Source organism: Streptomyces sp. TLI_053 (assembly GCF_900105395.1).
Classification (GTDB): Bacteria; Actinomycetota; Actinomycetes; order Streptomycetales; family Streptomycetaceae; genus Kitasatospora.
On sequence record NZ_LT629775.1, the window covers coordinates 6,505,211 to 6,530,521 of the forward strand.

Consider the following 25,311-nt stretch of genomic DNA (forward strand, 5'->3'; position numbering starts at 1 on the left):
GGCCGCCCGGGCGGGTCGGGCAGGTCGGCCGGGCGGGCGGACGGCTCTCCCCGCGCGCACGGTAGTCTCGACAGGTGCCGAAACTGTCCGACGTCATCACCGCCCTCGAAGAGCTGTACCCGCCGCAGTGGGCGGAGTCCTGGGACGCCGTCGGCCTGGTCTGCGGAGACCCCCGGGCCGAGGTCCGCCGCGTGCTGTTCGCCGTCGACCCCGTGCAGGCGGTCGTCGACGAGGCGGTCGAGTGGGGGGCGGACCTGGTGGTCACCCACCACCCGCTGTACCTGCGCGGCACCACCACCGTGGCCGCCACCACCTTCAAGGGCCGGGTCGTGCACACCCTGATCCGCGCCGGGATCGCCCTGCACGTGGCCCACACCAACGCCGACCACGCCGACCCGGGCGTCTCGGACGCGCTCGCCGAGGCGGTCGGCGTGACCGTGACCGGCCCGCTGGTCCCGGACCCGACCGACCCGCTGGGCCGGCGCGGCACCGGACGGGTCGGCCTGCTGGAGCCCCCGCTGCCGCTGGCCGCGTTCGCCGCGCGGGTCGCCGCCGGCCTGCCGGCCACCGCCGCCGGCGTCCGGGTCTCCGGCGACCCGAACCGGCTGATCAGCCGGGTCGCGGTGTGCGGCGGCTCGGGCGACAGCCTGTTCGCCGAGGTGCGCGCGGCGGGCGTCGACGCCTACCTGACCGCCGACCTGCGCCACCACCCGGCCTCCGAGGCCGCCGAGGCGGCGCCGATCGCCCTGGTCGACGCCGCGCACTGGGCCACCGAATGGCCCTGGCTGCCGCTGGCCGAGCGGGCGCTGCTCGGGACCGCCGAGAAGCGCGGGTGGACCGTGGAGACCAGGGTCTCCCGAACGGTCACCGACCCGTGGACCGCGCACGCCCCCATGTCCTTCCCCGCCTGACCCGATTCACAGGAGCTCTCCGCTTGAACGCCGCGCCCGCCGACCAGATCCGCCTGCTCGACCTCCAGGCCTTCGACTCCAAGCTCGACCAGCTGGCCCACCGGCGGCGCAGCCTGCCGGAGCACGCCGAGATCGACAAGGTCAACGCCGACCACACCGCCCTGAAGGACCTGGTGGTCGCCGCCCAGGCCCAGCACGGCGACACCACCCGTGAGCTGACCAAGGCCGAGCAGGACGTGGAGCAGGTCCGTTCCCGGGCCGCCCGCAACCAGCAGCGCCTGGACTCCGGCGCGATCACCTCGCCGAAGGACCTGGAGAACCTCCAGCACGAGATCGGTTCGCTGGCCAAGCGCCAGGGCGACCTCGAGGACGTCGTGCTGGAGATCATGGAGCGGCTGGAGTCCGCCCAGACCCGGGTCACCGAGCTGACCGCGCGCCTGGAGCACTCCACCGTCGTGCTGACCGAGGCCGAGGGCCGCCGGGACGCCGCGTACGCCGAGATCGACGCCGAGGTGGAGAAGGTCCGCCGCGACCGCGAGGCCGTCGCCGTCGCCGTCCCGGCCGACCTGATGAAGGTCTACGCCAAGCTGCGCGAGACCCAGGGCGGCGTCGGCGCGGCGCGCCTGTTCCAGCGCCGCTGCGAGGGCTGCCGCACCGAGTTCTCGATCACCGAGCTGAACTCCATCAAGGCCGAGCCGGCCGACAAGGTGGTCCGCTGCGAGAACTGCTCGCGGATCCTGGTCCGCACCGCCGATTCGGGCGTCTGACCCGGTGGCCGTGCGCAGGTTCGTCGTCGAGGCGGACGGCGGTTCCCGGGGGAACCCGGGGCCGGCCGGCTACGGCGCGGTGGTCCGGGACGGCGACACCGGACAGATCATCGCCGAGGCTGCGGAGTTCATCGGCCACGCGACCAACAACGTCGCCGAGTACAAGGGCCTGATCGCCGGCCTCAGGGCGGCCCGGGCGATCGACCCGGCCGCCTCGGTGGACGTCAGGATGGACTCCAAGCTGGTCGTCGAGCAGATGTCCGGCCGGTGGAAGATCAAGCACCCGGACATGCAGCCGCTCGCGGCCGAGGCGCGCGAGGTCTTCCCGCGCGGGCAGGTGGCGTACAGCTGGATCCCGCGCGAGCGGAACAAGGACGCCGACCGGCTGGCCAACGAGGCGATGGACGCGGGCAAGGCGGGCCGCCAGTGGGAGCCCAGGGCTCCCCGGGCGGCCGCCGCCGACGAACCCGGACCGCCGCTGGAGACCGCCGCCCCCAAGGCCGGCTGGGCGGCGCCCGCCGACCTCGGTACCCCGACCACCTTCGTCCTGCTCCGGCACGGCGAGACCCACCTCACCCCGGAGAAGCGGTTCTCCGGCAGCGGCGGCACCGACCCGGAGCTGTCGGAGAAGGGCCGCTGGCAGGCCGAGCGGGCCGCCGAGGCGCTCGCCGCGCGCGGCTCGGTCCAGGCCGTGGTGGCCTCGCCGATGCTGCGCACCCGGCAGACCGCCGAGACCGTGGCCGCCCGGCTGGGCCTGGAGGTCCGCTACGAGGAGGGGCTGCGCGAGGTCGACTTCGGGGCCTGGGAGGGGCTGACCTTCGGCGAGGTCCAGGAGCGGTACCCGGAGGACCTCGCCGCCTGGCTCGGCTCCGCCAGGGCCAGGCCGACCGGCGGCGGTGAGAGCTTCACCACCCTCACCCACCGGGTCGGGGTGGCCCGGGACAAGGTCCTCGCCCGCTACCCGGGGAAGACCGTGCTGGTGGTCTCGCACGTCAGCCCGATCAAGACGCTGGTCCGGCTGGCGCTGGGCGCTCCGCCGGACTCGCTGTACCGGATGGAGCTGTCCGCCGCCTCGATCTGCGCCGTCCAGTACTACGCGGACGGCAACGCCTCGCTGCGGCTGCTCAACGACACCGGGCACCTGCGCTGACGCGCTGACACGCTGACGGACGCCGGGCACCCGCGCCGACGGACGCCGGGGCCGGTCGGATCCCGTCCGGCCGGCCCCGGCGCGGTTCAGGCAGGGAACGCGTCGAGGACGCATCCGGGAATCGATCCGGGAACGCGTCCACGGGCGCGTCCACGGGCGCTCAGTGCACCTCGGTGACCACCACGTCCAGCTGCCACGGCTTGCGCGCGGTGCCCTCGGCGGCGACCTCCACCCGGTGGCCGAGCCCCAGCAGCGCGTCCAGCAGCTCGCCGGGCGTCTTGGGCTCGGCGCCCGCGACCAGCAGATCGCGGACCAGACGGCCCTTGGTGGCCTTGTTGAAGTGGCTCACCACCGTGCGCCTGCCGTCGCGCTCCTGCAGCACCCGCACGGTGGCCGTCCGGGCGACGAGCTCACCGGCGGGCTTCCAGGCCGCCGCGTACGCGGAGGAGCGCAGGTCCAGCACCAGCCCGTCGGCCACCTCCGGCAGCACGGACGCCGTCGCGCTCCGCCAGTACGCTCCGAGCGCCCCCAGTCCGGGGAGTTTCACACCCATCGAGCAGCGGTAGGGCGGGATCCGGTCGTCGATCCGGACGGCGCCCCAGAGCCCGGAGAAGACCAGCAGCGACCGCGCGGCCCGGTCGTGGGCGGCCTCGTCGAGCGTCGCCAGCCCGAGGTTGTCGAAGAGCACACCGGTGTACACCTCCCCGGCGGGGAACGCGCCCGCCGTCGGCAGACCCGCGTTGCGCGCCACCTCGCCGCGCAGCCCGGGGCTCAGCCCCAGCACCTCGGCGGCGGCGTCCTCGTCGCCCCGGCAGAGCCCGACCAGCGTCTCCAGCACCCGGGCCCGGGCCGCCGTCAGCCCGGGCAGCGACAGTCCGTCGAGCGCCACCGGCACACCGTCCCCGGACGCGGCCTTCCCCTCCGAGGGCGGCAACAGGACCAGCACGGCGGACTCCTCAACACTTTGTGGCGGCGGACCCGGCCACCCTACGCAACCGGCCCGCGCTCCCGGTAACGCGTGCCGGCCGCCGAGACCACCGCCGCGCCGGCACCGAGCGCCAGACAGAGCGGCGAGTAGTACCGGGTGTCGAGGCGCCGGAACCGCTCCGAGCGCTCGGCGAAGCCGCCCCCGAACACCACCAGGCCGCCCGCGCCGCGCGTCAGCAGCACCGCCGACACCGTCCGCACCCCCGCCCGGCGCAACCGCGCCGGCCCCACCGCCGGCACCGCCCCGGCCTCCGCGGCCACCAGGTACGCGGCCGCCCCGAGCAGTCCCGCCACCGCCGCGCACGCCGCCGCCGGTGGCACCCCCTCGCCGGTGCCGACCACGGTGTCCGCGAACTCCTCCGGGGTCCGCAGCGGCCAAGGCGTCACCGTCCACAGCGCGTGCAGCGCCCCAGTGCCCGCCAGTACTCCGGCCACCGCCGTTCCCACGGTCCGTACCGCCCGCATCGCGTGCGCCCCCTTCGCCGTCGATCATCAGCGCCTCCCACGCTACGACTCCTTACGCCGACGGTCCGCCCGCGTGCCGGGCCCACCCGGGGGCTCTGCCCGGAGGTCCGCCCGGACGCGCCCGCCCGCCACCGGACCGCCCGGACGCGCCGCCCGCACCGGCCTCCGTCCGGAACCACCCGCCCGGCCCTACGCTGCCCCCATGCCCCGCCGAAAACTGCGCGTCAAGGCCGCCGACTCCGCCCGGATCAACGCCGAACTGGCCGAGCTGCGGGCCGCTCTGGAGATCCGCACCGAATGGCCCGAGGCGGCGCTGGCGGAGGCCGAGCGGGCCGCCGGGTCACCCCGGCTGCCCGACCACGACGCCACCGGGCTGCCGCTGTTCACCGTCGACCCGCCCGGCTCCCGCGACCTCGACCAGGCCATGCACCTCGCCCACCGCCCCGGCGGCGGCTACCGGGTGCACTACGCCATCGCCGACGTCGCCGCCTTCGTCCGCCCCGGCGGGGCGATCGACGAGGAGGCCCGCCGCCGGGTGCAGACCCTGTACTTCCCCGACCGGTCGGTGGCCCTGCACCCCACCCGGCTCTCCGAGGACGCGGCGAGCCTGCTGCCCGGCGAACCCCGCCCCGCGCTGCTCTGGCAGCTCGACCTGGACGAGGACGGCGCCGTCGTCCTCGCCGACCTGCGGCGCGCCGTGGTCCGCTCGCACCGCCGGCTCGACTACGCGGCCGTCCAGCGCGCCGTGGACGCCGGCGGTGCCGACGAGCAGCTCGCCCTGCTCGCCACCGTCGGCCGGCTGCGCGAGGAACGGGAGCGCGAGCGCGGCGGGATCAGCCTGCCCGTGCCCGAGCAGGAGATCGAGGAGACCCCGCGCGGTTACGTCCTCGGCTACCGCGCGCCGACCCCCGCCGACGGCTGGAACGCCCAGATCTCGCTGCTCACCGGCATGGCCGCGGCCGAGCTGATGCTGGACGCCGGGGTCGGTCTGCTCCGCACCCTGCCGGCCGCGCCGCCCGCCGCGTACGAGCGGCTGCGCCGCAGCGCCCGCGCGCTGGACATCGACTGGCCCGACGGCCTGCCGTACCCGGAGCTGGTCCGCTCGCTGGACCCGGACCGCCCGCTGCACGCCGCCTTCCTGAACGAGTGCACCGGCCTGCTGCGGGGCGCCGGTCACCGGGCCTTCGACACCGCCCGGGGCCGTCCCGCGCCCGCCGACCCCGGGCACGCCGCGCTGGCCGCGCCGTACGCGCACTGCACCGCGCCGCTGCGCCGGCTGGGGGACCGGTTCGCCCAGGAGGTCTGCGCGGCGGTCGCGGCGGGCGAGGAGCCGCCGGACTGGGCGCGCGAGGCGCTGGAGGACGTGGCCGCGCTGATGACGGCGGGGGACCGCCGGGCGGCCGAGGTCGAACGGGCCTGCGTGGACCTGGTGGAGGCGGAGGTGCTGTCCGGCCGGGTGGGCGAGGACTTCCCGGCGGTGGTCATCGACGTGGACGGGAAGCGGCCGGGCCGGGGCACCGTCCAGCTCCGCGAGCCGGCCGTCCGGGCCCGCTGCGACCGGGCGGGCACCGGGCCCGGTGAGGGGGCCGACGGGGCGTCACCCGGCGACGGGGAGTCACCCGGCGCCGCCCTGCCGCTGGGCGGCCGGATCGCCGCCCGGCTCACCGTCGCGGACCCCGCCACCCGGACGGTCCGCTTCGCCGCCCTCTGAGCCGGGCCCCGGTGGGAGGATCGACCCGTGCCCGATGCGACCTTCGTGAGTCCGCCGCCCGTCGCCGACCCCGGCCGGGGCCGCCGACAGCTCGTCCTGGCGATCTGCTGCATGAGCCTGTTCATCGTGGGGCTCGACAACACCGTGGTGAACATCGCCCTCCCGGAGATCCAGAAGGACCTGGACGCCCCGGCCTCCGGTCTGCAGTGGATCATCGACGCCTACACCCTGGTGCTGGCCTCGCTGCTGATGCTGTTCGGCTCGCTCGCCGACCGCTTCGGCCGCCGCCGGGTGTTCCAGACCGGCCTGGTGGTCTTCGTGCTCGGCTCGCTGCTCTGCAGCCTGGCGCCGAGCCTGGGGTGGCTGGTGCTGTTCCGGGCGGTCCAGGCGGTGGGCGGTTCGATGCTCAACCCGGTGGCCATGTCGATCATCACCAACACCTTCACCGAGCCGCGGGAACGGGCCCGGGCGATCGGCGTCTGGGGCGGGGTGGTCGGCATCTCGATGGCGCTCGGGCCGCTGCTCGGCGGGTTCCTGGTGCATGCCGCCGGCTGGCCGGCGATCTTCCTGATCAATGTCCCGGTCGGACTGCTGGCCTGCCTGCTGACCGCCCGTTACGTCCCCGAGTCGCGCGCGCCGCGGGCCCGCCGGCTCGACCCGGTGGGGCAGCTGCTGATGGTGGTGCTGCTCGGCTGCGGCACCGCCGCGATCATCGAGGGCCCGGAGCACGGCTGGACCTCCCCGCTGATCCTCGGCCTGGCCGCGGCGGCGATCGGCGCGCTGCTGGCCTTCCCGCTCTGGGAGCGGCGGGTCGCCGAGCCGCTGGTGGACCCGCGGTTCTTCCGCAGTGCGCCGTTCACCGGGGCCACCCTGACCGCGGTCTGCGCCTTCGCCTCGCTCGGCGGGTTCCTCTTCCTCAACACCATCTACCTCCAGGACGTCCGCCGGTACAGCCCGATGGAGGCCGGCCTGTGGACGCTGCCGATGGCGGTGATGATGCTGGTCTGCGCGCCGCTGTCGGGCCGGATCGTCGGTGCCAGGGGCCCCCGGCTGCCGCTGGTGCTGGCGGGTCTGGGCCTGATCGGCAGCGGTCTGCTGCTGACCCGGCTGGCGGCGGACTCCCCGCCGGCGCTGCTGCTCGCGGCGTACGGGCTGTTCGGCTTCGGCTTCGGCTTCGTCAACGCGCCGATCACCAACTCCGCCGTGTCCGGGATGCCGCGGGCCCAGGCGGGGGTGGCGGCGGCCGTCGCCTCGACCAGCCGGCAGGTCGGCCAGTCGCTCGGCGTCGCGGTGATCGGCACCGTGGTCGTCTCGGCGGTGGCCGGCCCGGTGCTCACCGGTTTCGCCCCGGCGAGCCACGCCGGCTGGTGGATCCTGGTGGGGCTCGGTGCGACGATCCTGGTGCTCGGCCTGGTCACCACCTCCGCCTGGGGCACCGCCACCGCGGCCCGGGTGGCCGCCCACCTCGGCGCGGAGCCGCCGCCGGCCCGCCCCGGAGTACGGGAGGCCCCGCCCGAGCGGCTACCATGACCCCTACGGCGGAAGAGCCGGCCGGGCGGTCGCGACGGGTCCCAGGACCCGCCGAGGAACGTCCGGGCTCCACAGAGCAGGGTGGTGGGTAACGCCCACCCGGGGTGACCCGCGGGACAGTGCCACAGAAAACAGACCGCCCGCCGCTTCGGCGACGGGTAAGGGTGAAACGGTGGTGTAAGAGACCACCAGCGACCGGGGTGACCCGGCCGGCTAGGTAAACCCCACCTGGAGCAAGGTCAAGATCGGCGCCCCAGGGCGCTGTGCGCGGATGCTTGAGGGCTGCTCGCCCGAGTCCGCGGGTGGACCGCACGAGGCTGTCGGCAACGGCAGCCCTAGATGGATGACCGCCTCCCCGGCCCGCGCGAGCGGCCCGGGAGACAGAACCCGGCGTACAGGCCGACTCTTCCGCCCCTGACGTCGGCGAAGGCCCCCCGATCTGCGAAACAGCAGGTCGGGGGGCCTTCGGCGTTCGCGGTACGGCTGCGGGATCAGCCCGGGTGGGTGCCGACGGCGTCGCGGATCTGGTCGCCGAGACCGCCGTTGACGCGGGCGCAGTGGGCGCAGCAGAAGAACATCCCAGCCACCTCGACGCCGTGGCCGACGATCCGCACGCTGCACTGCTCGCAGTGCGGGGCGAGCTTCTCCATCGCGCACTCGAAGCTGTCGAAGGTGTAGACGTCGCCGGTGACGGTCTTGATCTCGAAGGCGAGCCAGTAGTCGTTGCCGCAGGTGACGCAGGTGGCCATGGCGGCGCACTTCCTTCCGGGCGGGTGGGGCGGACGGCGGGGCGGGGCGGCTGCCCGGCCCTTCCCAGTGTCCGAGTGCCCCCGGCGGGCGGCCACCCGGTGGAGCCACCCCGGTCATGCGGGGCGGGCGGAGAGCTCCTTCAGGGCGTGCAGGACGCGCTCGGCGTCGTCGGCGGCGACGAAGAGGTGGTCGTGGTGGTAGCCGGCCACCACGTTGCAGCTGAGTCCCTCCTCGGCGAGCCGGGTGGCGACGGCGGCGGTCAGTCCGACGGCCTCCAGGGCGGAGTGGATCCGCAGGGTGATCCAGGCGGCCACGTACTCGTAGCGCAGGCCCAGGGCGTCCGCCTCCTCCTGGGCCACCACCACCGTCACCCCCTCGGGTTCGGCGACCGTGGCGACCGGCCGCAGTCCGGCGGGCACCTTGGTGGGGAGCGTGCAGTAGACGTACCGCCCCGGGTTGAGCTCGGGGCGCAGGTCGCGCAGCAGTGTTGCGAGGTCTCGTTCTCCGGCCATGCACGCACCGTAGCGGCCGCGGGGGCGGCAGTGTCGGAAGGTGTATCGGAAACCGTTGACGGCCGACAGTCAGCGATATATCGTCGAGTTATCGAGACAGTAACTCGACTGTCCCGAACGATCGTTTGGACGATCGTCGCGACGGGGCCGCGTCCGAGCGGCCCGAACGGGAGGTGGGTGCCATGCGCCCAGGACGATTCCGTGGAGAAGGCGGGCCCGGCGGTTGCCGCCCGGGTCCGGAGTTCGCCGGTGCACCCGGCGAGAGGTTCGAGGGCCGGGGGGCGTTCGGCCCCTTCGGGCCGCCTTTCGGCGGCGGCGGGCCGGGCGGACGCCCGGGTCCGCCGTGGGCCCGGGGCGGCTTCGGCGGGCCGCCGCCGTGGGTGCGCGGACGGCGCGGCGGGCGGGCCCGGCGCGGGGACGTGCGTGCCTCGCTGCTGGCGCTGCTCAAGGAGCGGCCGATGCACGGCTACGAGATGATCGCCGAGATCGCCGAGCGCTCGGGCGGGGCCTGGCGGCCCAGTCCCGGTTCGGTCTACCCCACCCTCCAGCTGCTGGAGGAGGAGGGCCTGGTCACGGCGGAGGAGGTCGGCGGCAAGCGGCTGGTCCAGCTCACCGAGGCGGGCCGGACCGAGGCCGAGGCCGGACCGGACGAGCCGTGGGCCGAGGCCGGCCAGGAGGTCGACTGGGCCGCGGTCCAGGAGGTCGGCCAGGCGCTGGGCGCGGTGGAGCAGGCCGTCCGTCAGGTCATGGCGACGGGTACCGAGGCGCAGCGCGCCAAGGGCCTGGAGGTGCTCAACGAGGCCCGCAAGAAGCTGTACCTGATCCTGGCCGAGGACGCCTGACCGGTCCGGGCCCCGGTCCCCGGACCGTCGTCGGCGGCGCCACCGCCGACGACGGTCCGGGGCGGGCGGTGCGGCCGCTCAGGAGCGGACGGCGAACAGTGCCACGCACGCGAGCAGCAGCACCGTCCAGCCGAACCAGAGCCAGCCGTTGGAGCCGAGCACCGCGCTGTAGACACTGACCGCCACCAGCAGGCCGGCCGTGACCCCGGCCACCTGCCGGTTGTGCAGCGACACCGACCGGGAGCGGTTCCTCGGGTGCCGTTCGGTTCTCGCCATCGCCGTCCTCCCGCGAGGGGAGGCGGCCGTCACCCGGAAGCGCGGGCGGTGGCCGCCTCGTCGTACTCGTAGCGCCAGAACCAGCGGGTGCCCCGCTGCTGCTTGGCCCGGACGTACACCAGTGTGCGCGCGGGAGTGTCCCCGTGCGAAGGGACCGGCACGGTGTACTTCTTGGGCACCCCGTACATCGGGCCCAGCGGGATGGGGAGGATCCGGCCGTCCAGGGGGCCGCCGACGAATTCGGTGTCCGCGCTCTTCACCCCACCAGGGTCTCACCCCGGCGGGGGTTCCCGGCGGGCCGGGCGGACGGAGCGGAGGGCGCCCCGGGGGAGGCGGTGTGACGGCCCGGTGCCGGGAGTGTGACCGGAGAGGCACCGCCCCCGGTCATCCGAAGGGCCCGCGCACCCTTATCCTTCCTGTTACGCCCTCGGGGTCCACCCGGGTCAGCGGGCCCGTACGGGCCGGGCGAGGCGCATCTCATCGTGCCCGCCGGGCCGCAGAGCCGCAGCCGTCGTGCCGCCTCGACTCCGTACCGTGACCCCGGGCGTCGACCGTCCGGCAACCCCGGCTCCGGCCGGCGGGGCGCGGGACCGCAGTGCCGAGCACCACCCGGGGAAGCAGTGGGGGGTGCCGTGCGTTGCGTCGGAGTGGTACGTCGAACGCTGTGTCACACCAGGCACGGCAATGCGCGGAAGGGGCCCGATGGAATCCGGCGGCAGGTGGACGGCCTGGTGGCAGAAGCGGGATCGTGAGCGGGCCCGGTCGGCGGCACCCGACACCCCCGCCGCCAGACTGGACCAACTGCTCGGCGCGGTCCGCGCCGGGTTCCCGCTCGCTCCCGCCGCGCATCCGGCCGGGTACCGCTGTTCCTGCGACCGGGTGGCCTGTCCGGCCCCGGCCCAGCACCCGGTCTCCTTCGCCTGGCAGACGCAGGCCACCACCGACCCGGAGCAGCTCGCCCGCTGGCTCTCCCGCGACCCGCTGGCCAACTTCGTCACCGCCACCGGCCGCGCCCACGACGTACTGGACGTCCCGGCCGAGGCCGGGCGGCTCGCGCTGGACCGGCTGACCGCGCTCGGCGTCGAGGGCCCGGTGGCCGCGGTCGGCGAGGACCGCTACCTGTTCTTCACCGCCACCAGGGGCACCCCGGTGGACGAGGACGAGTGGTGGCCGAGTGCCCTGGACTCCACGCCCGATACCATGTCGGAGCACCCCGGCCTGCGCTGGCACTGCCGCGGCTCGTACACCCTGCTGCCGCCGGCCGCGCTGCCGGACGGCTCGGAGGTGCGGTGGCTGCGGGGGCCGGAGCAGCCCCTGCCGGACCCGCTGCGCGTCCTGGACGTGCTGACCGACGCCTGCACCGAGGTGGGCGCGGTGGCCGAGGAGCAGTGGCTGATCGGCTGACCGACGAACCCGACTCACCGACCGATCGGCCTTCCGACGACGAAGGGGCCGGCCCACCGGGCCGGCCCCTTCGTCGTTGGACACTACGGGAGGGTGAGGACCTCCGCGCCGTCCGCCGTGACCACCAGGGTGTGCTCGAACTGGGCGGTGCGCTTGCGGTCCTTGGTGACGACGGTCCAGCCGTCCGGCCAGATCTCGTAGTCGTAGGTGCCCAGGGTGAGCATCGGCTCGATGGTGAAGGTCATGCCCGGCTTGATGACCTCGGTGGCCCGCTCGCTGTCGTAGTGCGGGACGATCAGGCCGGAGTGGAACGACGTGTTGATGCCGTGGCCGGTGAAGTCCCGGACCACGCCGTAGTCGAAGCGCTTGGCGTAGGACTCGATGACCCGTCCGATCACGTTGATCAGGCGCCCCGGCTTGACCGCCTTGATCGCCCGGTCCAGCGACTCCCTGGTCCGCTCGACCAGCAGCCGGGACTCCTCGTCCACGTCGCCGACCAGGTAGGTGGCGTTGAGGTCGCCGTGCACCCCGTGGATGTAGGCGGTGGCGTCGATGTTGACGATGTCGCCGTCCTGGAGGACGGTCGAGTCGGGGATGCCGTGGCAGATGACCTCGTTGATCGAGGTGCAGACCGACTTGGGGAAGCCCCGGTAGCCGAGGTCGGACGGGTAGGCCCCGTGGTCGCACATGTACGCGTGCGCGACCGCGTCCAGCGCGTCCGTGGTGACGCCGGGCGCGATCAGCTTCGCCGCCTCGGCCATCGCCCGGGCGGCGATCCCGCCGGCGATCCGCATCTTCTCGATCGTCTCGGCGGTCTGCACCTCGGGCCCGGTGTACGGCGTCGGCGCGGGCTTCCCGACGTACTCGGGGCGCGGGATGTGCGCCGGGACCTTGCGGATGGGTGACTGGATGCCGGGTACGAGTGCCATGGCGCCGATTCTAAGTGTCGGGCCCTCCGGCCCGGGGCGGGCGCCGGGTGTGCGGACGGCAGCGGGGCGGGGAATGATCAGGACGACGCGACGCCAAGGCGGGGACACGACCGCCGATACGGAGGTGACCACGATGCCCCTGGGATTCGGGCGGAACAAGCCGACCGGCCAGCCCGGCGAATGGTTCTACTGCATCAAGCACGGCAAGGTCGAGGAAGGGCCGGAGTGCCCGGCCAAGGACCGCCTGGGCCCGTACGCCACGCAGCAGGAGGCCGCGCACGCACTGGAGACGGCGGAGCTGCGCAACCGCGAGTGGAAGGACGACCCCCGGTGGAACGACCGGCCCGAGGAGGGCCCGGGGGAGTAGCCCCGGTCGGCGGCTAGGCGGTGGCGGGGCTCTCCTCGGACGGGACGGGCCCCGTCGCCCGGTCCGCCGCGGCCCGGTCCCGTTCCGCCGCCGCCTGCTCGTGCTCGGCGCGGACGGCGGCCGCGTGCGGATCGGTGCGGTCGTCGTAGGACAGCAGCCGGGGCAGCGCGGTGGCGAGCGCGAGCACGCCCACCACACAGGCCACGCCGCCGACCCACACCGAGGCCCGGACGCCGACCAGTCCGGCCATGCCGCCCGCCCGGACCTGGCCGAGCTGCGGCCCGACCGAGTAGCTGAGCAGCTCGACGCCGGCCATCCGGCCGCGCACCGAGTCCGGGATCGACTGGTTCCACAGCGTGGAGCGGGCGATCCCGCTGATCTGGTCGGCGCCGCCGGCCAGGGCCAGGAAGAGCAGCACCAGCCAGACCGAACCGACCAGTCCGGCCAGGGCGATCGCCGCGCCCCAGCCGAGCGCCGCGAACAGCAGCAGTCGGCCGTGCCGGTGGATCCGGGACGTCCAGCCGCCGGTCACCGAGACCAGCAGGGCGCCGACCGCGGAGGCGGCGTACATCGGGCCGAGCGCCCAGCCGGCGTCCAGCTCGGCGGCCAGGAACGGGAAGATCGCCACCGGGAAGGCGAACAGCATCGCGCACAGGTCTATCGCGTAGGTGCCGAGCAGGTCCTTGCGGCTCCACGCGTAGCGGACGCCGGTGAGGACCGCCCGCACCGAGGGCTTCTCGGCGCCGCTGGGCGGCGGCACCGCCCGGATCCGGGAGAGCAGCAGCAGCGAGGCGCCGAAGGTGACCACGTCCAGCGCGTACGCGGTCTGCACCCCGGCGAAGGTGACCACGACGCCGGCCAGGGTCGGACCGGCCACCGAGGCGGCGTTGCGGTAGAGGGAGTTCAGCGCGAAGGCGGCGGTCAGCTGGTCGTGCGGGACGATCCGGGGGGTGAGCGCGTCCAGCGACGGGCGCTGCAGGCCGTCGGCGGCGGCGACCAGCGCGGCCACCAGGTAGATCGGCCACAGCACGGGGGTCGGCAGCAGCGCGTTGACCAGCAGCAGGACGCTGAGCAGACCGAGGCCCGCCTCGGCGAACAGCACCAGGCGCCGGCGGTCCAGGGCGTCGGCGAGGGCGCCGCCCCAGAGGCCGAAGACGATCAGCGGGACCAGCTCGAAGGCGCCGACCAGGCCGACCGCGACCGAGGAGTCGGTCAGCTCCTTGATCTGCATCGGCACGGCGACGTAGGTGAGGAAGCTGCCGAAGCCGGTGACACAGCCGGAGAGCCACAGCAGGCGGAACTCCCGGGAGGAGCGCCAGGGGGTCAGGTCGGGAGCGACCGTGCGCAGCAGGGATCTCACCCGGCCGCTCGGGGACGGGACGGCTTCGTTCACGAGCGACCATCCTGTGCGGGGGCCGGGCCCGGCCGCAACGGATTTTCCGGCGCCGCCCTGTCCGTCGGCCGTCCCCGTCCGACGCGCCCTGTCCGCCCGCCGTCCCTGCCCGCCGTTCCCGTCCGCCGCCCTGTCCGCCCGCGGTTCCCGTCCGGCGCCCCGCCGTCACCAGCGGCTGATCGTCGGCCCCGCGGTGAGCCGCTCGGCGAGCGCGGCCAGTCGCCCCAGCGCCGAGCGCTGCCCGGGCGGCTGCCCGGCGGCGGCGCTGACCAGGTGCTGGGCGAGGTCGAAGGGCTCCTCCTCGGCCGTGCCGACGGCGAGCCGCCCGTGCGCCAGCCCGGCCAGGTCGCCCGGGCCGGCGGACCCGCCCGGGCCGACGGCGGACCCGCCCGGGGAGGAGGGCGCGGCGCCTTCCAGTGCCAGCACCGTCGCCCCTTGCCGCCGGGCGTCGTGCACCCGCTCCAGCAGCGTGTCCCCGGCCGCCGTCGGGGCCACCACCAGGACGGTCGCGCCGCGTCCGGCCCCGGTCAGCCGGCCGAGGCCGTGTGCCAGATGGGCCGGGGCGGCGGCCGGGACCCGGTGCCGCAGCAGGGTGGGCGCCAGCCGGGGGACGTCCGACCAGGCGGCCTCGTCCTCCAGATGGGCGGCCAGGTGCCAGGGCTCGTACCCGGTGGTGCCGACGAGCAGCAGCTCGCCCGCCCCGCGCCGGGTGACCGCGTGCCGCAGCTCCCCGGCGAAGCCGCCGACGGCTTCCAGCCAACCGGTTCCGGCCAGACGGTCCCTCAGTGCCGAAACTCTCACCGCGTCCATGGCGCTCAGGATGTCGCGACGGGCCGCTCGTTTGGCAGGATCGGCCCATGACTTCCCTCGATTCAGCGACAAACCCGGCCCACGAGTTGCCGGACGTCTCGCAGCTGGTGGTCGGCGTCCTCGGTGGCACCGGCGACCAGGGGCGGGGGCTGGCCCTGCGGCTGGCCAAGGCCGGCCAGCAGGTGATCATCGGCTCGCGCGACGCGGCCCGCGCGCAGGCCTCGGCGGACGCGATCGGCCTGGGGGTGCGCGGCGCCGACAACGCCGCCACCGCCCGGGAGAGCGACATCGTCATCGTGGCCGTGCCGTGGGACGGGCACGCCGCCACCCTCACCGCCCTCCGCGAGGAGCTGGCCGGCAAGATCGTGGTGGACTGCGTCAACCCGCTCGGCTTCGACAAGCAGGGCGCCTTCGCGCTCGTCCCGGAGGAGGGCAGCGCCGCCCAGCAGGCCGCCGCCCTGCTGCCGGACTCCCGGGTGACCGCGGCCTTCCACCACCTCTCGGCGGTGCTGCTGCAGGACGAGTCGATCGAGCGGATCGACACCGACGTCATGGTGCTCGGCGAGGAGCGCGCCGCCACCGACATCGTGCAGGCGCTGGCCGGCCGGATCCCGGGCATGCGCGGCATCTTCGCCGGCCGGCTGCGCAACGCCCACCAGGTGGAGTCCCTGGTGGCGAACCTGATCTCGGTCAACCGCCGCTACAAGGCGCACGCGGGTCTGCGGATCACCGACGTCTGATCACCGTCGTCCGGTCGTCCGGTCCTCCGGTCCTCCGAACATCCGGTCGTCCGACCGTGCGACGGTCGGACCGGATCGCCGGTCTCACCCCTGGAGCCGCTCCGGGGGTGAGGTCGGCGACAATGGGGGCCGACCACACCCCCGGCCGCAGGAGTACCCCGCCATGCCCCGCACGTCCGTCCTCGCCTCGCTCGTCGTCGTCCTCGCGCTGGCCGCCGCGGTGGTCTCGCTGGTGCAGGGCTGGTGGCTCGGCCTGATCTGGCTGCCGATGGCCGGCATCGCCAGCAACGTGCTCTGGATGAACCTGCGCCGGGAGAAGCTGGCCCGGGCGGCCGCCGAGCAGTCCTGAGGCCCGTCCCTCAGGACACGCCGCGCTCCGGTCCGCTCAGTTCTTCCAGAACATGAACAGCTCGTGGCCCACCTGCGCGTAGGCCCGGTCGACGCCCACCAGGTCCATCGCCCCGTACACGACCTCGAAGAACCAGTGGTTGATCTCCGGCTGCCAGAGCAGCGCGAAGACGGCCAGCATGCCGTACGGCGCGAACGGCTCGATCGTCCGCCGGGTCTTGGCCGACAGCCAGGGCTCGACGATCCCGTAGCCGTCCAGGCCGGGCACCGGCAGCAGGTTGAGCAGGGTCGCGCTCAGCTGCAGCATGCCGAGGAAGCCCAGCGCGAGCGCCAGCGGCGAGACGTCCAGCTCGTAGCCGTTCCAGACCGCGTGCACCGCGGGGTCGTCCAGCCAGCCCGCGCCGACCGGTACCAGCAGCAGCACCGCGGCGAGCAGGTTCACCAGCGGCCCGGCGGCCGAGATCAGGCTGTGCTTGAGCCGGCCGTGCACCCGGTGCCGCTCGATCCAGACCGCCCCGCCGGGCAGGCCGATGCCGCCGAGCAGGACGAAGACGATCGGCAGCACGAAGCTGAGCAGGGCGTTGGCGTACTTGAACGGGTTGAGGGTCAGGTAGCCCTTGGCGCCGACGCTGATGTCGCCGCCGTGCAGCGCGGTGCGCGCGTGCGCGTACTCGTGCAGGCAGAGCGAGACCATCCAGCCGGCCACCACGAACAGGAAAATCCCGAACCGGGCGTTGCCGTAGCCCTGGAACACCGCCACCGCGGAGGTGGCGAAGATCGCGAGCAGGACCCAGAACACCGGGCTGATCCGGCGGTCCTCGCTGCGTGAGCGCTGCGTGGCGGCGAAGGTCATGGTGTGGGTGCTCCGGTGGTCGGGGAGGTGAGGGCGGGCAGAGGCCGATCATGCCGGGCGGGCCCGTGCCGGACAAGCCGTCCAGGATGAACGTACGGGTCCCGGCACCGGGTTCCTGGCCCGATCCGCCGGACTCAGGGTGCAGTCAGGGTCGGGGGCCGGACAAATGTGCGTGGGGGACGGGGGCGATCCACCAGAATGGTGCGGTGCACTACGGCATCCTCGGCACCACCACGGCCCATCACGACGACGGCACCCCGGTCCCGCTCGGCGGTGCCCGGCTGCGCGCCCTGCTCGCCGCGCTGGCACTGCGCCAGGGGCGGCCGGTGCCGGCCGACCTGCTGGTCGACGAGGTGTGGGACGCCGAGCCGCCGCAGGACGCGTCGGCCGCGCTCCAGACCCTGGTCGGCCGGCTGCGCCGGACCATCGGCCGCGACCGGGTCGGCTCCGGCCCGGCCGGCTACTGGCTGACCGACCCGGCCACCGACCTCGCCGAGTTCCAGCGGCTGGCCGGGGAGGGCAGCCGGGCGCTGGAGCAGGGCGACCACGTGTCCGCCGCCGAGCGGCTGACCGCCGCGCTCTCGCTGTGGCGCGGCCCGGCGCTCGCCGACCTGCCGGACCGCGGCGGTCCGGCGACCAGGCTGGAGGCGCAGCGCGAGGAGGCCCGCCGGCACCGGATCACCGCCGAGCTCGGCCTCGGCCGGGCGGCCGGGCTGGTGGCCGAGCTCGCCGAGCTGTGCGAGGGCCGGCCGCTGGACGAGCCGCTGCAGTACCTGATGGTCCGGGCGCTGCACGAGTCCGGCCGGACGGCCGAGGCGCTGCGCCACTACGAGAACACCAGACGCGCCCTGGCGGACGAACTGGGCGTCGATCCCGGGCACCGGCTCCGGTCGCTGCACGCCGAGCTGCTGAGCCCGGCCGAGCCGGTCGGACCGGCGGCGGAGAGCACCCCGGGCGCGGAGTCCGATCCGTCGGCAGCAGCGGCACCGGCAGCGGCACCGGCCCCGGCACCGCCCGCCCGCGCGCCCGGCAATCTGCGCGGCCGGCTGACCAGCTTCGTCGGCCGGGAGAACGACCTCGCCGCCCTGCGCTCCGTCCTGGCCACCAGCCGGCTGGTCACCCTCACCGGCCCCGGCGGCTCCGGCAAGACCCGGCTGTCGGTCGAGGCCGGCCGCCTGGAGCAGGGCGCCGGGCACTGGCCGGACGGCGTCTGGGTGGCCGAGCTGGCCCCGGTGGAGCGCCCGGACGCGGTGCCGGGCGCGGTGGTGTCGGCGCTCGGCCTGCGCGCGACCGTCCTGCACACCGGCGCCAGCATGGTCGCCGAGGTGATCGAGGGCCGCACCGACGACCCGGTGCGCCGGCTGATCGAGCACTGCGGGCGCCGCCGGATGCTGCTCGTCCTGGACAACTGCGAGCACCTGATCCAGTCCGCCGCCGACCTCGCGGACACCCTGCTCACCGAGTGCCCGGGGCTGACCGTGCTGGCCACCAGCCGGGAGCCGCTGGGGGTGCCGGGCGAGACCGTGCTGCCGGTCGAGCCGCTGCCGGACCCGGTGGCGCTGCGGCTGCTGACCGAGCGGGCCGCCGCCGCCCGCCCCGGCTTCGACCCGCTCAGCGACCCGGAGGCCTGCGCCGAGATCTGCCGCCGGCTGGACGGGCTGCCGCTCGCCATCGAACTGGCCGCCGCCCGGCTCCGGGTGATGACCGCCCGGCAGATCGCCGACCGGCTGGACAGCCGGTTCGCGCTGCTCACCGCGGGCAGCCGGACCCTGCTGCCGCGCCAGCAGACGCTGCGCGCGGTGGTCGACTGGAGCTGGGACCTGCTCGGCAAGCAGGAGCGCGCGGTGCTGCGCCGGCTGGCGGTGTTCGCGGGCGGCTGGACCCTGGAGTCGGCCGAGTCGGTCTGCTCGGACGGGGCCGAGGTGCCCCGCGAGGAGGTCGCCGACCTGCTGCTCTCGCTGGTCGACAAGTCCCTGCTGGTGGCCGACCTGGACGGGGACGGGCCGCCGCGCTACCGGATGCTGGAGACCATCCACGAGTACACGGACGAGCGGCTGGCCGAGGCGGAGGAGACCGCCGACACCGGGGGCCGGCACGTCGAGTACTTCCGCGAGCTGGTCCGCGGCGCCGACCTCCGTGTGCACGGGCCCGAGCAGCTGCACTGGCTGGCGGTGCTGGAGCGCGAGCACGACAACATCCGGGCGGCGCTGCGCCGCGCCGTCCGCCGCCGGGACGAGGGCGAGGCGCTGGTCCTGGCGCTGGGCATGAGCTGGTACTGGTCGCTGCGCGGCTACAGCCAGGAGGCCCGCCGCTGGTACGACGCCGTGCTGTCGATCGGCCCGGACCCGTTCGACTCCGATGCCCGTCCGGTGCCGCTGGACCGGCACGTGCTGGAGTACCCGGTCCCGATGCCGCCGGAGGCGCTCGCGGAGGCCCGCCGGGCGATCGTCATCTACCGGCTGATCAGCATGTTCGAGGGCAATCTCGACGTCCTGGCGGACCGGGACGCGGTCGCCATCGCCCGCAAGGTCACCGAGGCCTACCGCCGGGACCTGCCGCAGTCCTACCGCTTCCCCGGGCTGATGCGGGTCTTCGGCGCCTTCCTGATCGGCCAGCTGGACGCCATGCGGGACCTGCTGGACGACGCGGTGGCGGGCTGCCGGGTGCACGGCAACGCGAGCGACCTGGCGTTCATCCTGCAGATCCGGGCCAAGATGATGAACGACTGGCCGGGCGGGGCCGAGCAGAGCACCCTGGACGGCGAGGAGTCGCTGGAGCTGTACCGCCGGGCCGGCGACCGCTGGGGGATGTCCCAGGCGCTGTCCGCGCGCGGCGAGTCGCTGGCCAACCAGGGCCGCTCGGCGGAGGCGGTGGAGGCGTACCGCCGGGCGATCGAGCTGGCCGAGGAGCTGGGGGCGCCGCAGGAGGTACCGATGCTCCAGGTGCACCTGGGGTCGGCGATGCTGGACAGTGACCTCGAGGCGGGGGAGCGGCAGATCCGGGCGGCACTGGACGGGATCGAGCCGGGGGACAACCAGGCGACCAACGGCGCGCTGCTGTTCGGTCATCTGATGCTCTGCGGCATCAACGTGCAGCGCGAGGATTTCGCGCGGGCCCTGGCCGAGCTGGACGTGCTCCGGTGGACCAGGATCGGCGCGTTCGCCCCGGACGTGGTGGGCGGGATGCTGACGGTCACCCGGGGCTGGATCACCGCCCGGGCGGGCGATCCCGACCTCGGGCGGGAGCTGGTCAGCGAGGGGTGGCAGCTGATGCGCTCGGTGCCGGCCGCGGCGAGCGGTTTCGTGGAGCAGATGTCGGTGATGATGCTGCCTCCGGTGGTCGGGCTGCTGGAGGCCTTCGCCCGGCGGGACGGCGACCTGGAGCGGGCCCGGCTGGCCGCGGTGCTGTTCGGCGCGCACGCGGGGATGAACGGGCCGAAGGGCGGCTACCTCGACCGGGTCGAGCGCGAGCGGGCCGAGAAGGTGCTGCGCGGACTGCTCGGCGACGCGGAGTTCGAGGCGGCGGCCGCCGAGGGGCGGACGATGTCGATGGCGGAGACCAACGCCATGCTCGACCGGCTGGTGCACTGAGCCGTCACCTGCTGGTGCACCGAGCCGTCACCTGCGGGTGCACCGAGCCGGCCCCGGGCGCTCCCCTCGCGCGTCCGGGGCCGTGCGGTGGCCGGTCGGCCGCGGCTCAGGTCCGCTTGCGGAAGCGGGCGACGGCGAGCGGCGCGAAGACCGCGGTGATGCCGACCGACCAGGCCAGCACGATCAGCACCGGGTGCGCCACGGCGCCCTGGCCGTTCATCAGGGCCCGGCAGGCGTCGGCCAGCGCGGACAGCGGGTTGACCTTGGTGAAGGCCTGGAGCCAGCCCGGCATGGTGTCGGTCGGGGCGAAGATCGAACTGCCGAACTGCATCGGCATCAGGACCAGCATGGCGACCCCCTGGACGGCCTGGGCGCTGCGCAGCGCCATGCCCAGCAGCATCGAGATCCACACGATGGACATGCCGAACAGCAGCGAGAGTCCGACCGCGGCGAGCAGCTCCAGGAAGCCGCCCTTCAGCTCGAAGCCGAGGACCAGCGCGAAGACGATCAGGATGGTGAACGAGAGCAGGGCCCGGCAGGTCTCCGCGGCGATCTTGGAGAGCAGGACCGAGGAGCGGCCGATCGGCAGGGTCCGGAACCGGTCCATCACCCCGGTCTGGAAGTCGCTGTTGAGGCCGGTGCCGACGGCCATCGCCAGGGTGATGCCGGTCTGCCCGAGCAGGCCGGGGATCATGTACTGCTTGTAGGCGTCCTGGCCGCCGGAGATGGCGCCGCCGAAGACGTAGACGAAGAGCACGGTGAAGATGACCGGCATCAGCACGGCGTCGAACATCGACTCCGGGTCGGCCTTGATCCGCATCAGGTTGCGGCGGGTCAGCGCGCCGACGTGCCGCAGGTGGCCGGGCAGGCCGATCCGGCCCTCCTCGGCCCGGGCGGGGGCGAGTGTGGCGGTGGTCATGCGACGGGCTCCTTGGCGAGGCTGGGGGCGGTGTCCGCGGCCGCCGGGCGGTCCGAGGGCTTGCCGGTGATGGCGAGGAAGACCTCGTCCAGGCTGGGCAGCTTGGTGTCGATGTCGGCGATGCCGAAGCCCCGGCCGCCCAGGGCGCCGATCACGGCGGTCAGCTGCTCCTCGGCGGTGAGCGGGACCGACAGCAGCCCGGTGTCGGCGGAGAAGGTGGCGGTGGCGATACCGGTGTCGTGCAGGCAGCGGGCCATCGCGGGCAGGGCGGCCGGGTCGGTGGGCCGGACCTGGAGGGTGCGGCCGCCGACCTGGGCCTTGAGCTCCGCGATGCCGCCGGCCGCGATGACCCGGCCCCGGTCGATCACGGTCAGCTCGTTGGCGAGCTGCTCGGCCTCCTCCATGTACTGGGTGGTGAGCAGCACGGTGGCGCCCTCGGCGACCATCCGCTGCACCTCGTCCCAGACCTCGTTGCGGGTGCGCGGGTCCAGGCCGGTGGTGGGCTCGTCCAAGTAGAGGACCCGGGGACGGCCGATCATGGAGGCGGCCAGGTCGAGGCGGCGGCGCATGCCGCCGGAGTAGGTCTTGGCGACGCGCTTGGCGGCCTCGGTGAGCGAGAACCGCTCCAGCAGCTCGGTGGCGCGCGCCTTGGCGTCCTTGCTGGAGAGGTCGAGCAGCCGGCCGATGAGGTAGAGGTTCTCGTAGCCGGAGAGCAGCTCGTCGACGGAGGCGTACTGGCCGGTGAGGCCGATGGTGCGGCGCAGCTGCTTGGGCTGGCGCAGCACGTCGTAGCCGCCGACGAAGGCGGTGCCGGCGTCGGGCTTGATGAGGGTGGAGAGGACGCGGACCAGGGTGGTCTTGCCGGCTCCGTTGGGGCCGAGCACGCCGAGGACGGTGCCCTCGCGCACGGTGAGGTCGACGCCGTCGAGCGCCTTGGTGCTGCCGAAGTGCTTGACGATGCCGCGGACCTCGACGGCGTTCCCCGCGGCGGGCCCCCGGTCGTTCGGGGCGGTGGAGATTCGTGTCATGCCCCAAGACTGGCGGCCGCCGCTGACAGCCCGCTGTCAGCGGGGTGACGGACGGGCGGCCCGCCGGCGAGGCGCTGTCGGCGCGCTGTCACGCGGCTGTCACCGGGGCCCGGCCCGGCCGTGGCCGGGGCCCGGTGACGGGGGGCGTCAGTGGAAGGTGTGCTCCGGGGCGGGGAAGGCGTCGCCCCGGACGTCCTCGGCGAACGCGCGGGCGGCGTCGCCGAGCACGGCCCGCAGGTCGGCGTACTGCTTGACGAACTTGGGCACCCGGCCCGCCGTCATGCCGGCGAAGTCGGTCCAGACCAGCACCTGGGCGTCGCAGTCCACCCCGGCGCCGATGCCGACGGTGGGGACGGAGAGCTGCTCGGTGACCTGCTTGGCCAGCTCGGCGGGCACCGCCTCCAGGACGACCGCGAAGGCGCCGGCCTGCTGCACCGCCTTGGCGTCGCGCAGCAGCTGGTGCGCGGCCTCGTCGCCGCGGCCCTGGACGGGGTAGCCGCCCAGCGCGTGCACGGACTGCGGGGTGAGGCCGATGTGCGCCATCACCGGGATGCCGGCCTCGACCAGCAGCTCGATCGAGCGGGCGCTGCGCTCGCCGCCCTCCAGCTTGACCGCGCCGACCCCGGCGTCCTTCATCAGCCGGACCGCGTTGTGCATCGCCTGGGCCGGGGACTCCTGGTAGGAGCCGAACGGCAGGTCGGCGACGATCATGGCCCGCTTGGTGCCCCGGACGACGGCGCCGGCCAGCATGACCATCTGGTCCATGGTCACCGGCACGGTGGTCTCGTAGCCGAGGTGGCAGTTGCCGGCGGAGTCGCCGACCAGCAGGACGGGCGTGCCGGCCTCGTCGAAGACGCCGGCGGTGAGGGCGTCGTAGGCGGTCAGCATCGACCACTTCTCGCCGCGCTGCTTGGCTGCGGCGAGGTCGCGGACGGTGACGCGGCGGGTGGTGACCCCACCGTAGAGGGTGGTGGTCGACGCCTGGTTCTGGGCAGGCGAAGGCGAAGAAGCGTTCATCGAACAGGCTCCTGAAGGGTTGTCGTCTCGTGGCGCCGTGCGGCGTCCCCGGATCACCTCCATGCTTGCACGGCCCGGCGCGGGTGCAAAAGGGGCGGGGCCGCACCGGGTGCGGGAGCGGGTCCGGCGGGTCTTTGCCAGGGTTTTACGAAACGGAGCCGTCTCGTATCGAAATTGGCGCTACGCTCACTGCGGGGGGTTTACGAGACGACCGCGGCTCGAATGTGCCCGCCAGTGCCACGCCGTACCACGGACGGGAAGAAGCCATGACCACCGCCGCCGCACCACCCCGAGTACCGGAAGCCATCCACCGCCGCCGCTGGGCGATCCTGGGCACCCTGGTGCTCGCCCTGCTCGTCGTCGTCCTCGACAACTCGATCCTCAACGTCGCGATGAAGACCATCGCCTCCCCCGCGCCCACCGGCATCGGCGCCAGCCAGAGCGACCTGGAATGGTCGATCAACTCGTACACCCTGGTCTTCGCCGGACTGCTGTTCACCTCCGGACTGCTGGGCGACCGGTTCGGCCGCAAGCGGGCCCTGCTGGCCGGCATGGTCGTCTTCGGCCTGGCCTCGCTGCTCTCCGCGCTCGCCTCGACGCCGGGCGAACTGATCGCCTACCGGGCCCTGATGGGCGTCGGCGGGGCGCTGGCGATGCCGGCCACGCTCGCCATCATCATGAACGTCTTCGAGCGTGCCGAGCAGCCCAAGGCGATCGGCATCTGGGCCGGTGCGGTCGGACTCGCGATCGCGATCGGCCCGATCACCGGCGGCCTGCTGATCGAGCACTTCTGGTGGGGCTCGGTCTTCCTGGTCAACGTGCCGATCGTGATCGTCGCGCTGATCGCGATGACCCTGCTCGTCCCCGAGTCCAAGGACCCGAACCCGGGCCGGATGGACCCGGTCGGTGTGCTGCTCTCCATCGTCGGCCTGGTGGCGCTGATCTACGGCATCATCAAGGGCGGCGAGCTGGCCGACTTCACGGACGTCGCCGCCTGGGGGCCGGTGCTGCTCGGCCTGCTGGCGCTCACCGCCTTCGTGCTCTTCGAGCGCCGCACCGCGCACCCCGCGCTGGACGTCGACTGGTTCCGCAACAAGGTGTTCAGCGCCTCGGTGGTGGTGATCGGCGTGGTGTTCTTCGCGCTGATGGGCGTCTCGTTCTTCGGCGTCTTCTACACCCAGAGCGTGCGCGGCTACAGCGCGCTGGAGGCCGGTGTGCTGATGCTGCCGCTGGCCGCCGCCCAGCTGGTCTTCGCCCCGCGCGCCCGGCTGGTGGTCGACCGCTTCGGCGTCCGCGCCACCTGCGCCGCCGGCATGGCGTTCATCGCGGTCGGCTTCCTCGGCTACCTGCTGCTGGGCGCCACCACCCCGATCTGGGTGCTGGTCGTGCTCGGTCTGCTGATGGGCACCGGCATGGCGCACGTCATGCCGCCGATCACGGTCGCGATCATGGGCTCGCTGCCGCGCGAGAAGGCCGGCGCCGGCTCGGCCGTCAACAACACCTTCCGCCAGGTCGGCGGCTCGCTCGGGGTCGCGGTGCTCGGCGCCGTGCTCTCCACCGTCTACCGCGACGGCATCTCCGACAAGCTCGCCCAGCTGCCCACCCCGGAACTGCGGGAGAAGGCGGGCGAGTCGCTGGAGGCCACCATGGCCGTCGCCGCGCGCCTCGGCGAGCGGGGCAGGGAACTGGTCGGCCCGGCCAACGACTCCTTCATCCACGCGATGCACGTGGTGGCCGGACTCTCCGCCGGGATCACCGCGGCCGGCGCCCTGCTGGCCTGGTTCCTGCTGCCGGGCAAGGTGCCGGCCGGCGGCCCGGCCGGCGGTCCCGCCGGCCCCGGCGCGGCGGCGGACGCGGTACAGCACGGCGAGGCGGCCGCGAAGGCCCGCAGGACGGCGGCCGCGGACGCCTGACCGGCGGCCGGGCTGAGCGAGAATGGGGCCCTGTCGCCGGGAGGACCGCCGGTGACAGGGCCCACGAGCGCGTGCGACCCCCGCCACTCTCCGGGCGGG

The 25,311-nt window shown here is 74.4% G+C and carries 25 protein-coding genes and 1 other RNA gene; 13 read left to right on the forward strand and 13 right to left on the reverse strand.

Translation table 11 applies throughout. The features are described from left to right. The first annotated feature begins 74 nt into the window (after nt 1–74). Genes BLU95_RS26975 through BLU95_RS26985 form a run of 3 tightly spaced genes read left to right on the forward strand, consistent with a single transcriptional unit; the run spans nt 75 to nt 2,828 of the window. On the forward strand, nt 75–911 hold the full coding sequence (locus BLU95_RS26975; protein ID WP_093862251.1) for a Nif3-like dinuclear metal center hexameric protein: 837 nt from the start codon (nt 75–77) through the stop codon (nt 909–911). A gap of 23 nt (nt 912–934) precedes the next feature. Continuing rightward, on the forward strand, nt 935–1,678 hold the full coding sequence (locus BLU95_RS26980) for a zinc ribbon domain-containing protein (protein ID WP_197698624.1): 744 nt from the start codon (nt 935–937) through the stop codon (nt 1,676–1,678). A gap of 10 nt (nt 1,679–1,688) precedes the next feature. Further along, entirely contained in the window at nt 1,689–2,828 is a 1,140-nt protein-coding gene (locus tag BLU95_RS26985) for a bifunctional RNase H/acid phosphatase (protein ID WP_173862134.1), read from the forward strand. Nucleotides 2,829–2,988: 160 nt separating this feature from the next. On the opposite strand, the gene yaaA is transcribed toward BLU95_RS26985, so the two are convergent. Further along, nucleotides 2,989–3,774, reverse strand: a complete 786-nt coding sequence (gene yaaA / locus BLU95_RS26990; RefSeq protein ID WP_093862254.1) for a peroxide stress protein YaaA — start codon at nt 3,772–3,774, stop codon at nt 2,989–2,991. Between the two features lie 41 nt (nt 3,775–3,815). Continuing rightward, entirely contained in the window at nt 3,816–4,280 is a 465-nt protein-coding gene (locus BLU95_RS26995) for a DUF3995 domain-containing protein (RefSeq protein WP_093862255.1), read from the reverse strand. 202 nt (nt 4,281–4,482) lie between these two features. Between BLU95_RS26995 and BLU95_RS27000 the strand changes: the two genes are divergently transcribed. The 3 genes from BLU95_RS27000 (at nt 4,483) to rnpB (ending at nt 7,932) form a co-directional block, all read left to right on the forward strand. Next, the gene (locus BLU95_RS27000; RefSeq protein WP_093862256.1) at nt 4,483–5,991 is read left to right on the forward strand and encodes an RNB domain-containing ribonuclease; all 1,509 of its coding nucleotides are present in this window, start codon (nt 4,483–4,485) and stop codon (nt 5,989–5,991) included. 111 nt (nt 5,992–6,102) lie between these two features. After that, on the forward strand, nt 6,103–7,521 hold the full coding sequence (locus BLU95_RS27005; protein WP_093865157.1) for an MFS transporter: 1,419 nt from the start codon (nt 6,103–6,105) through the stop codon (nt 7,519–7,521). Between the two features lie 13 nt (nt 7,522–7,534). After that, nucleotides 7,535–7,932, forward strand: an RNA gene (rnpB, locus tag BLU95_RS27010) — RNase P RNA component class A. 80 nt (nt 7,933–8,012) lie between these two features. Here rnpB and BLU95_RS27015 read toward each other — a convergent pair. After that, nucleotides 8,013–8,270 carry a metallothionein gene (locus BLU95_RS27015; RefSeq protein ID WP_093862257.1) on the reverse strand — a complete coding sequence of 86 codons (258 nt, stop codon included), beginning with the start codon at nt 8,268–8,270 and terminating at the stop codon, nt 8,013–8,015. A 114-nt stretch (nt 8,271–8,384) separates the two neighbouring features. Then, complete coding sequence (locus BLU95_RS27020) at nt 8,385–8,783, reverse strand: ACT domain-containing protein (protein WP_093862258.1); 399 nt, start codon at nt 8,781–8,783, stop codon at nt 8,385–8,387. 182 nt (nt 8,784–8,965) lie between these two features. On the opposite strand from BLU95_RS27020, the gene BLU95_RS27025 reads away from it, so the two are divergent. After that, nucleotides 8,966–9,625 (forward strand): PadR family transcriptional regulator, encoded by a 660-nt coding sequence (locus BLU95_RS27025; RefSeq protein ID WP_093862259.1) that lies wholly within the window; start codon nt 8,966–8,968, stop codon nt 9,623–9,625. A gap of 78 nt (nt 9,626–9,703) precedes the next feature. On the opposite strand, the gene BLU95_RS42480 is transcribed toward BLU95_RS27025, so the two are convergent. Beyond that, nucleotides 9,704–9,901, reverse strand: a complete 198-nt coding sequence (locus tag BLU95_RS42480; RefSeq protein ID WP_159425007.1) for a hypothetical protein — start codon at nt 9,899–9,901, stop codon at nt 9,704–9,706. A 29-nt stretch (nt 9,902–9,930) separates the two neighbouring features. Continuing rightward, nucleotides 9,931–10,161, reverse strand: coding sequence for a DUF8847 domain-containing protein (locus BLU95_RS41660; protein WP_107452606.1), 231 nt, complete (start codon nt 10,159–10,161; stop codon nt 9,931–9,933). A gap of 442 nt (nt 10,162–10,603) precedes the next feature. Between BLU95_RS41660 and BLU95_RS27035 the strand changes: the two genes are divergently transcribed. Beyond that, entirely contained in the window at nt 10,604–11,305 is a 702-nt protein-coding gene (locus tag BLU95_RS27035) for a bifunctional DNA primase/polymerase (protein WP_093862260.1), read from the forward strand. A gap of 83 nt (nt 11,306–11,388) precedes the next feature. On the opposite strand, the gene map is transcribed toward BLU95_RS27035, so the two are convergent. Further along, nucleotides 11,389–12,234, reverse strand: coding sequence for a type I methionyl aminopeptidase (gene map / locus BLU95_RS27040; RefSeq protein WP_043472485.1), 846 nt, complete (start codon nt 12,232–12,234; stop codon nt 11,389–11,391). A gap of 133 nt (nt 12,235–12,367) precedes the next feature. Here map and BLU95_RS27045 point away from each other — a divergent pair, with 133 nt between their 5' ends. Further along, nucleotides 12,368–12,601: a hypothetical protein gene (locus BLU95_RS27045; protein WP_093862261.1), complete on the forward strand. Its 234-nt coding sequence runs from the start codon at nt 12,368–12,370 to the stop codon at nt 12,599–12,601. Between the two features lie 13 nt (nt 12,602–12,614). Here BLU95_RS27045 and BLU95_RS27050 read toward each other — a convergent pair whose 3' ends face one another. Together BLU95_RS27050 and BLU95_RS27055 are read right to left on the reverse strand one after the other, a co-directional pair. Beyond that, nucleotides 12,615–13,994, reverse strand: coding sequence for an MFS transporter (locus tag BLU95_RS27050; RefSeq protein ID WP_231977804.1), 1,380 nt, complete (start codon nt 13,992–13,994; stop codon nt 12,615–12,617). 165 nt (nt 13,995–14,159) lie between these two features. Continuing rightward, complete coding sequence (locus tag BLU95_RS27055) at nt 14,160–14,804, reverse strand: hypothetical protein (protein WP_093862262.1); 645 nt, start codon at nt 14,802–14,804, stop codon at nt 14,160–14,162. Nucleotides 14,805–14,851: 47 nt separating this feature from the next. Between BLU95_RS27055 and npdG the strand changes: the two genes are divergently transcribed. Then, complete coding sequence (gene npdG, locus BLU95_RS27060; protein WP_045940430.1) at nt 14,852–15,544, forward strand: NADPH-dependent F420 reductase; 693 nt, start codon at nt 14,852–14,854, stop codon at nt 15,542–15,544. A 163-nt stretch (nt 15,545–15,707) separates the two neighbouring features. After that, nucleotides 15,708–15,893: a hypothetical protein gene (locus BLU95_RS27065; RefSeq protein WP_093862263.1), complete on the forward strand. Its 186-nt coding sequence runs from the start codon at nt 15,708–15,710 to the stop codon at nt 15,891–15,893. 36 nt (nt 15,894–15,929) lie between these two features. Here the strand turns inward: BLU95_RS27065 and BLU95_RS27070 are convergent, their stop codons facing one another. Then, nucleotides 15,930–16,745 carry a site-2 protease family protein gene (locus tag BLU95_RS27070; protein WP_093862264.1) on the reverse strand — a complete coding sequence of 272 codons (816 nt, stop codon included), beginning with the start codon at nt 16,743–16,745 and terminating at the stop codon, nt 15,930–15,932. Between the two features lie 206 nt (nt 16,746–16,951). On the opposite strand from BLU95_RS27070, the gene BLU95_RS27075 reads away from it, so the two are divergent. Beyond that, on the forward strand, nt 16,952–20,335 hold the full coding sequence (locus BLU95_RS27075; protein ID WP_093862265.1) for an ATP-binding protein: 3,384 nt from the start codon (nt 16,952–16,954) through the stop codon (nt 20,333–20,335). 106 nt (nt 20,336–20,441) lie between these two features. Here BLU95_RS27075 and BLU95_RS27080 read toward each other — a convergent pair whose 3' ends face one another. The 3 genes from BLU95_RS27080 to panB form a co-directional block, all read right to left on the reverse strand. After that, nucleotides 20,442–21,254: an ABC transporter permease gene (locus BLU95_RS27080; RefSeq protein WP_093862266.1), complete on the reverse strand. Its 813-nt coding sequence runs from the start codon at nt 21,252–21,254 to the stop codon at nt 20,442–20,444. Then, nucleotides 21,251–22,282, reverse strand: coding sequence for an ATP-binding cassette domain-containing protein (locus BLU95_RS27085; protein ID WP_093862267.1), 1,032 nt, complete (start codon nt 22,280–22,282; stop codon nt 21,251–21,253). The genes BLU95_RS27080 and BLU95_RS27085 overlap by 4 nt, the downstream gene beginning before the upstream one ends. 147 nt (nt 22,283–22,429) lie before the next feature. After that, nucleotides 22,430–23,299, reverse strand: coding sequence for a 3-methyl-2-oxobutanoate hydroxymethyltransferase (panB, locus tag BLU95_RS27090; RefSeq protein ID WP_093862268.1), 870 nt, complete (start codon nt 23,297–23,299; stop codon nt 22,430–22,432). Nucleotides 23,300–23,565: 266 nt separating this feature from the next. On the opposite strand from panB, the gene BLU95_RS27095 reads away from it, so the two are divergent. Beyond that, nucleotides 23,566–25,212, forward strand: coding sequence for an MFS transporter (locus BLU95_RS27095; protein ID WP_173862138.1), 1,647 nt, complete (start codon nt 23,566–23,568; stop codon nt 25,210–25,212). Nucleotides 25,213–25,311: the final 99 nt, after the last annotated feature.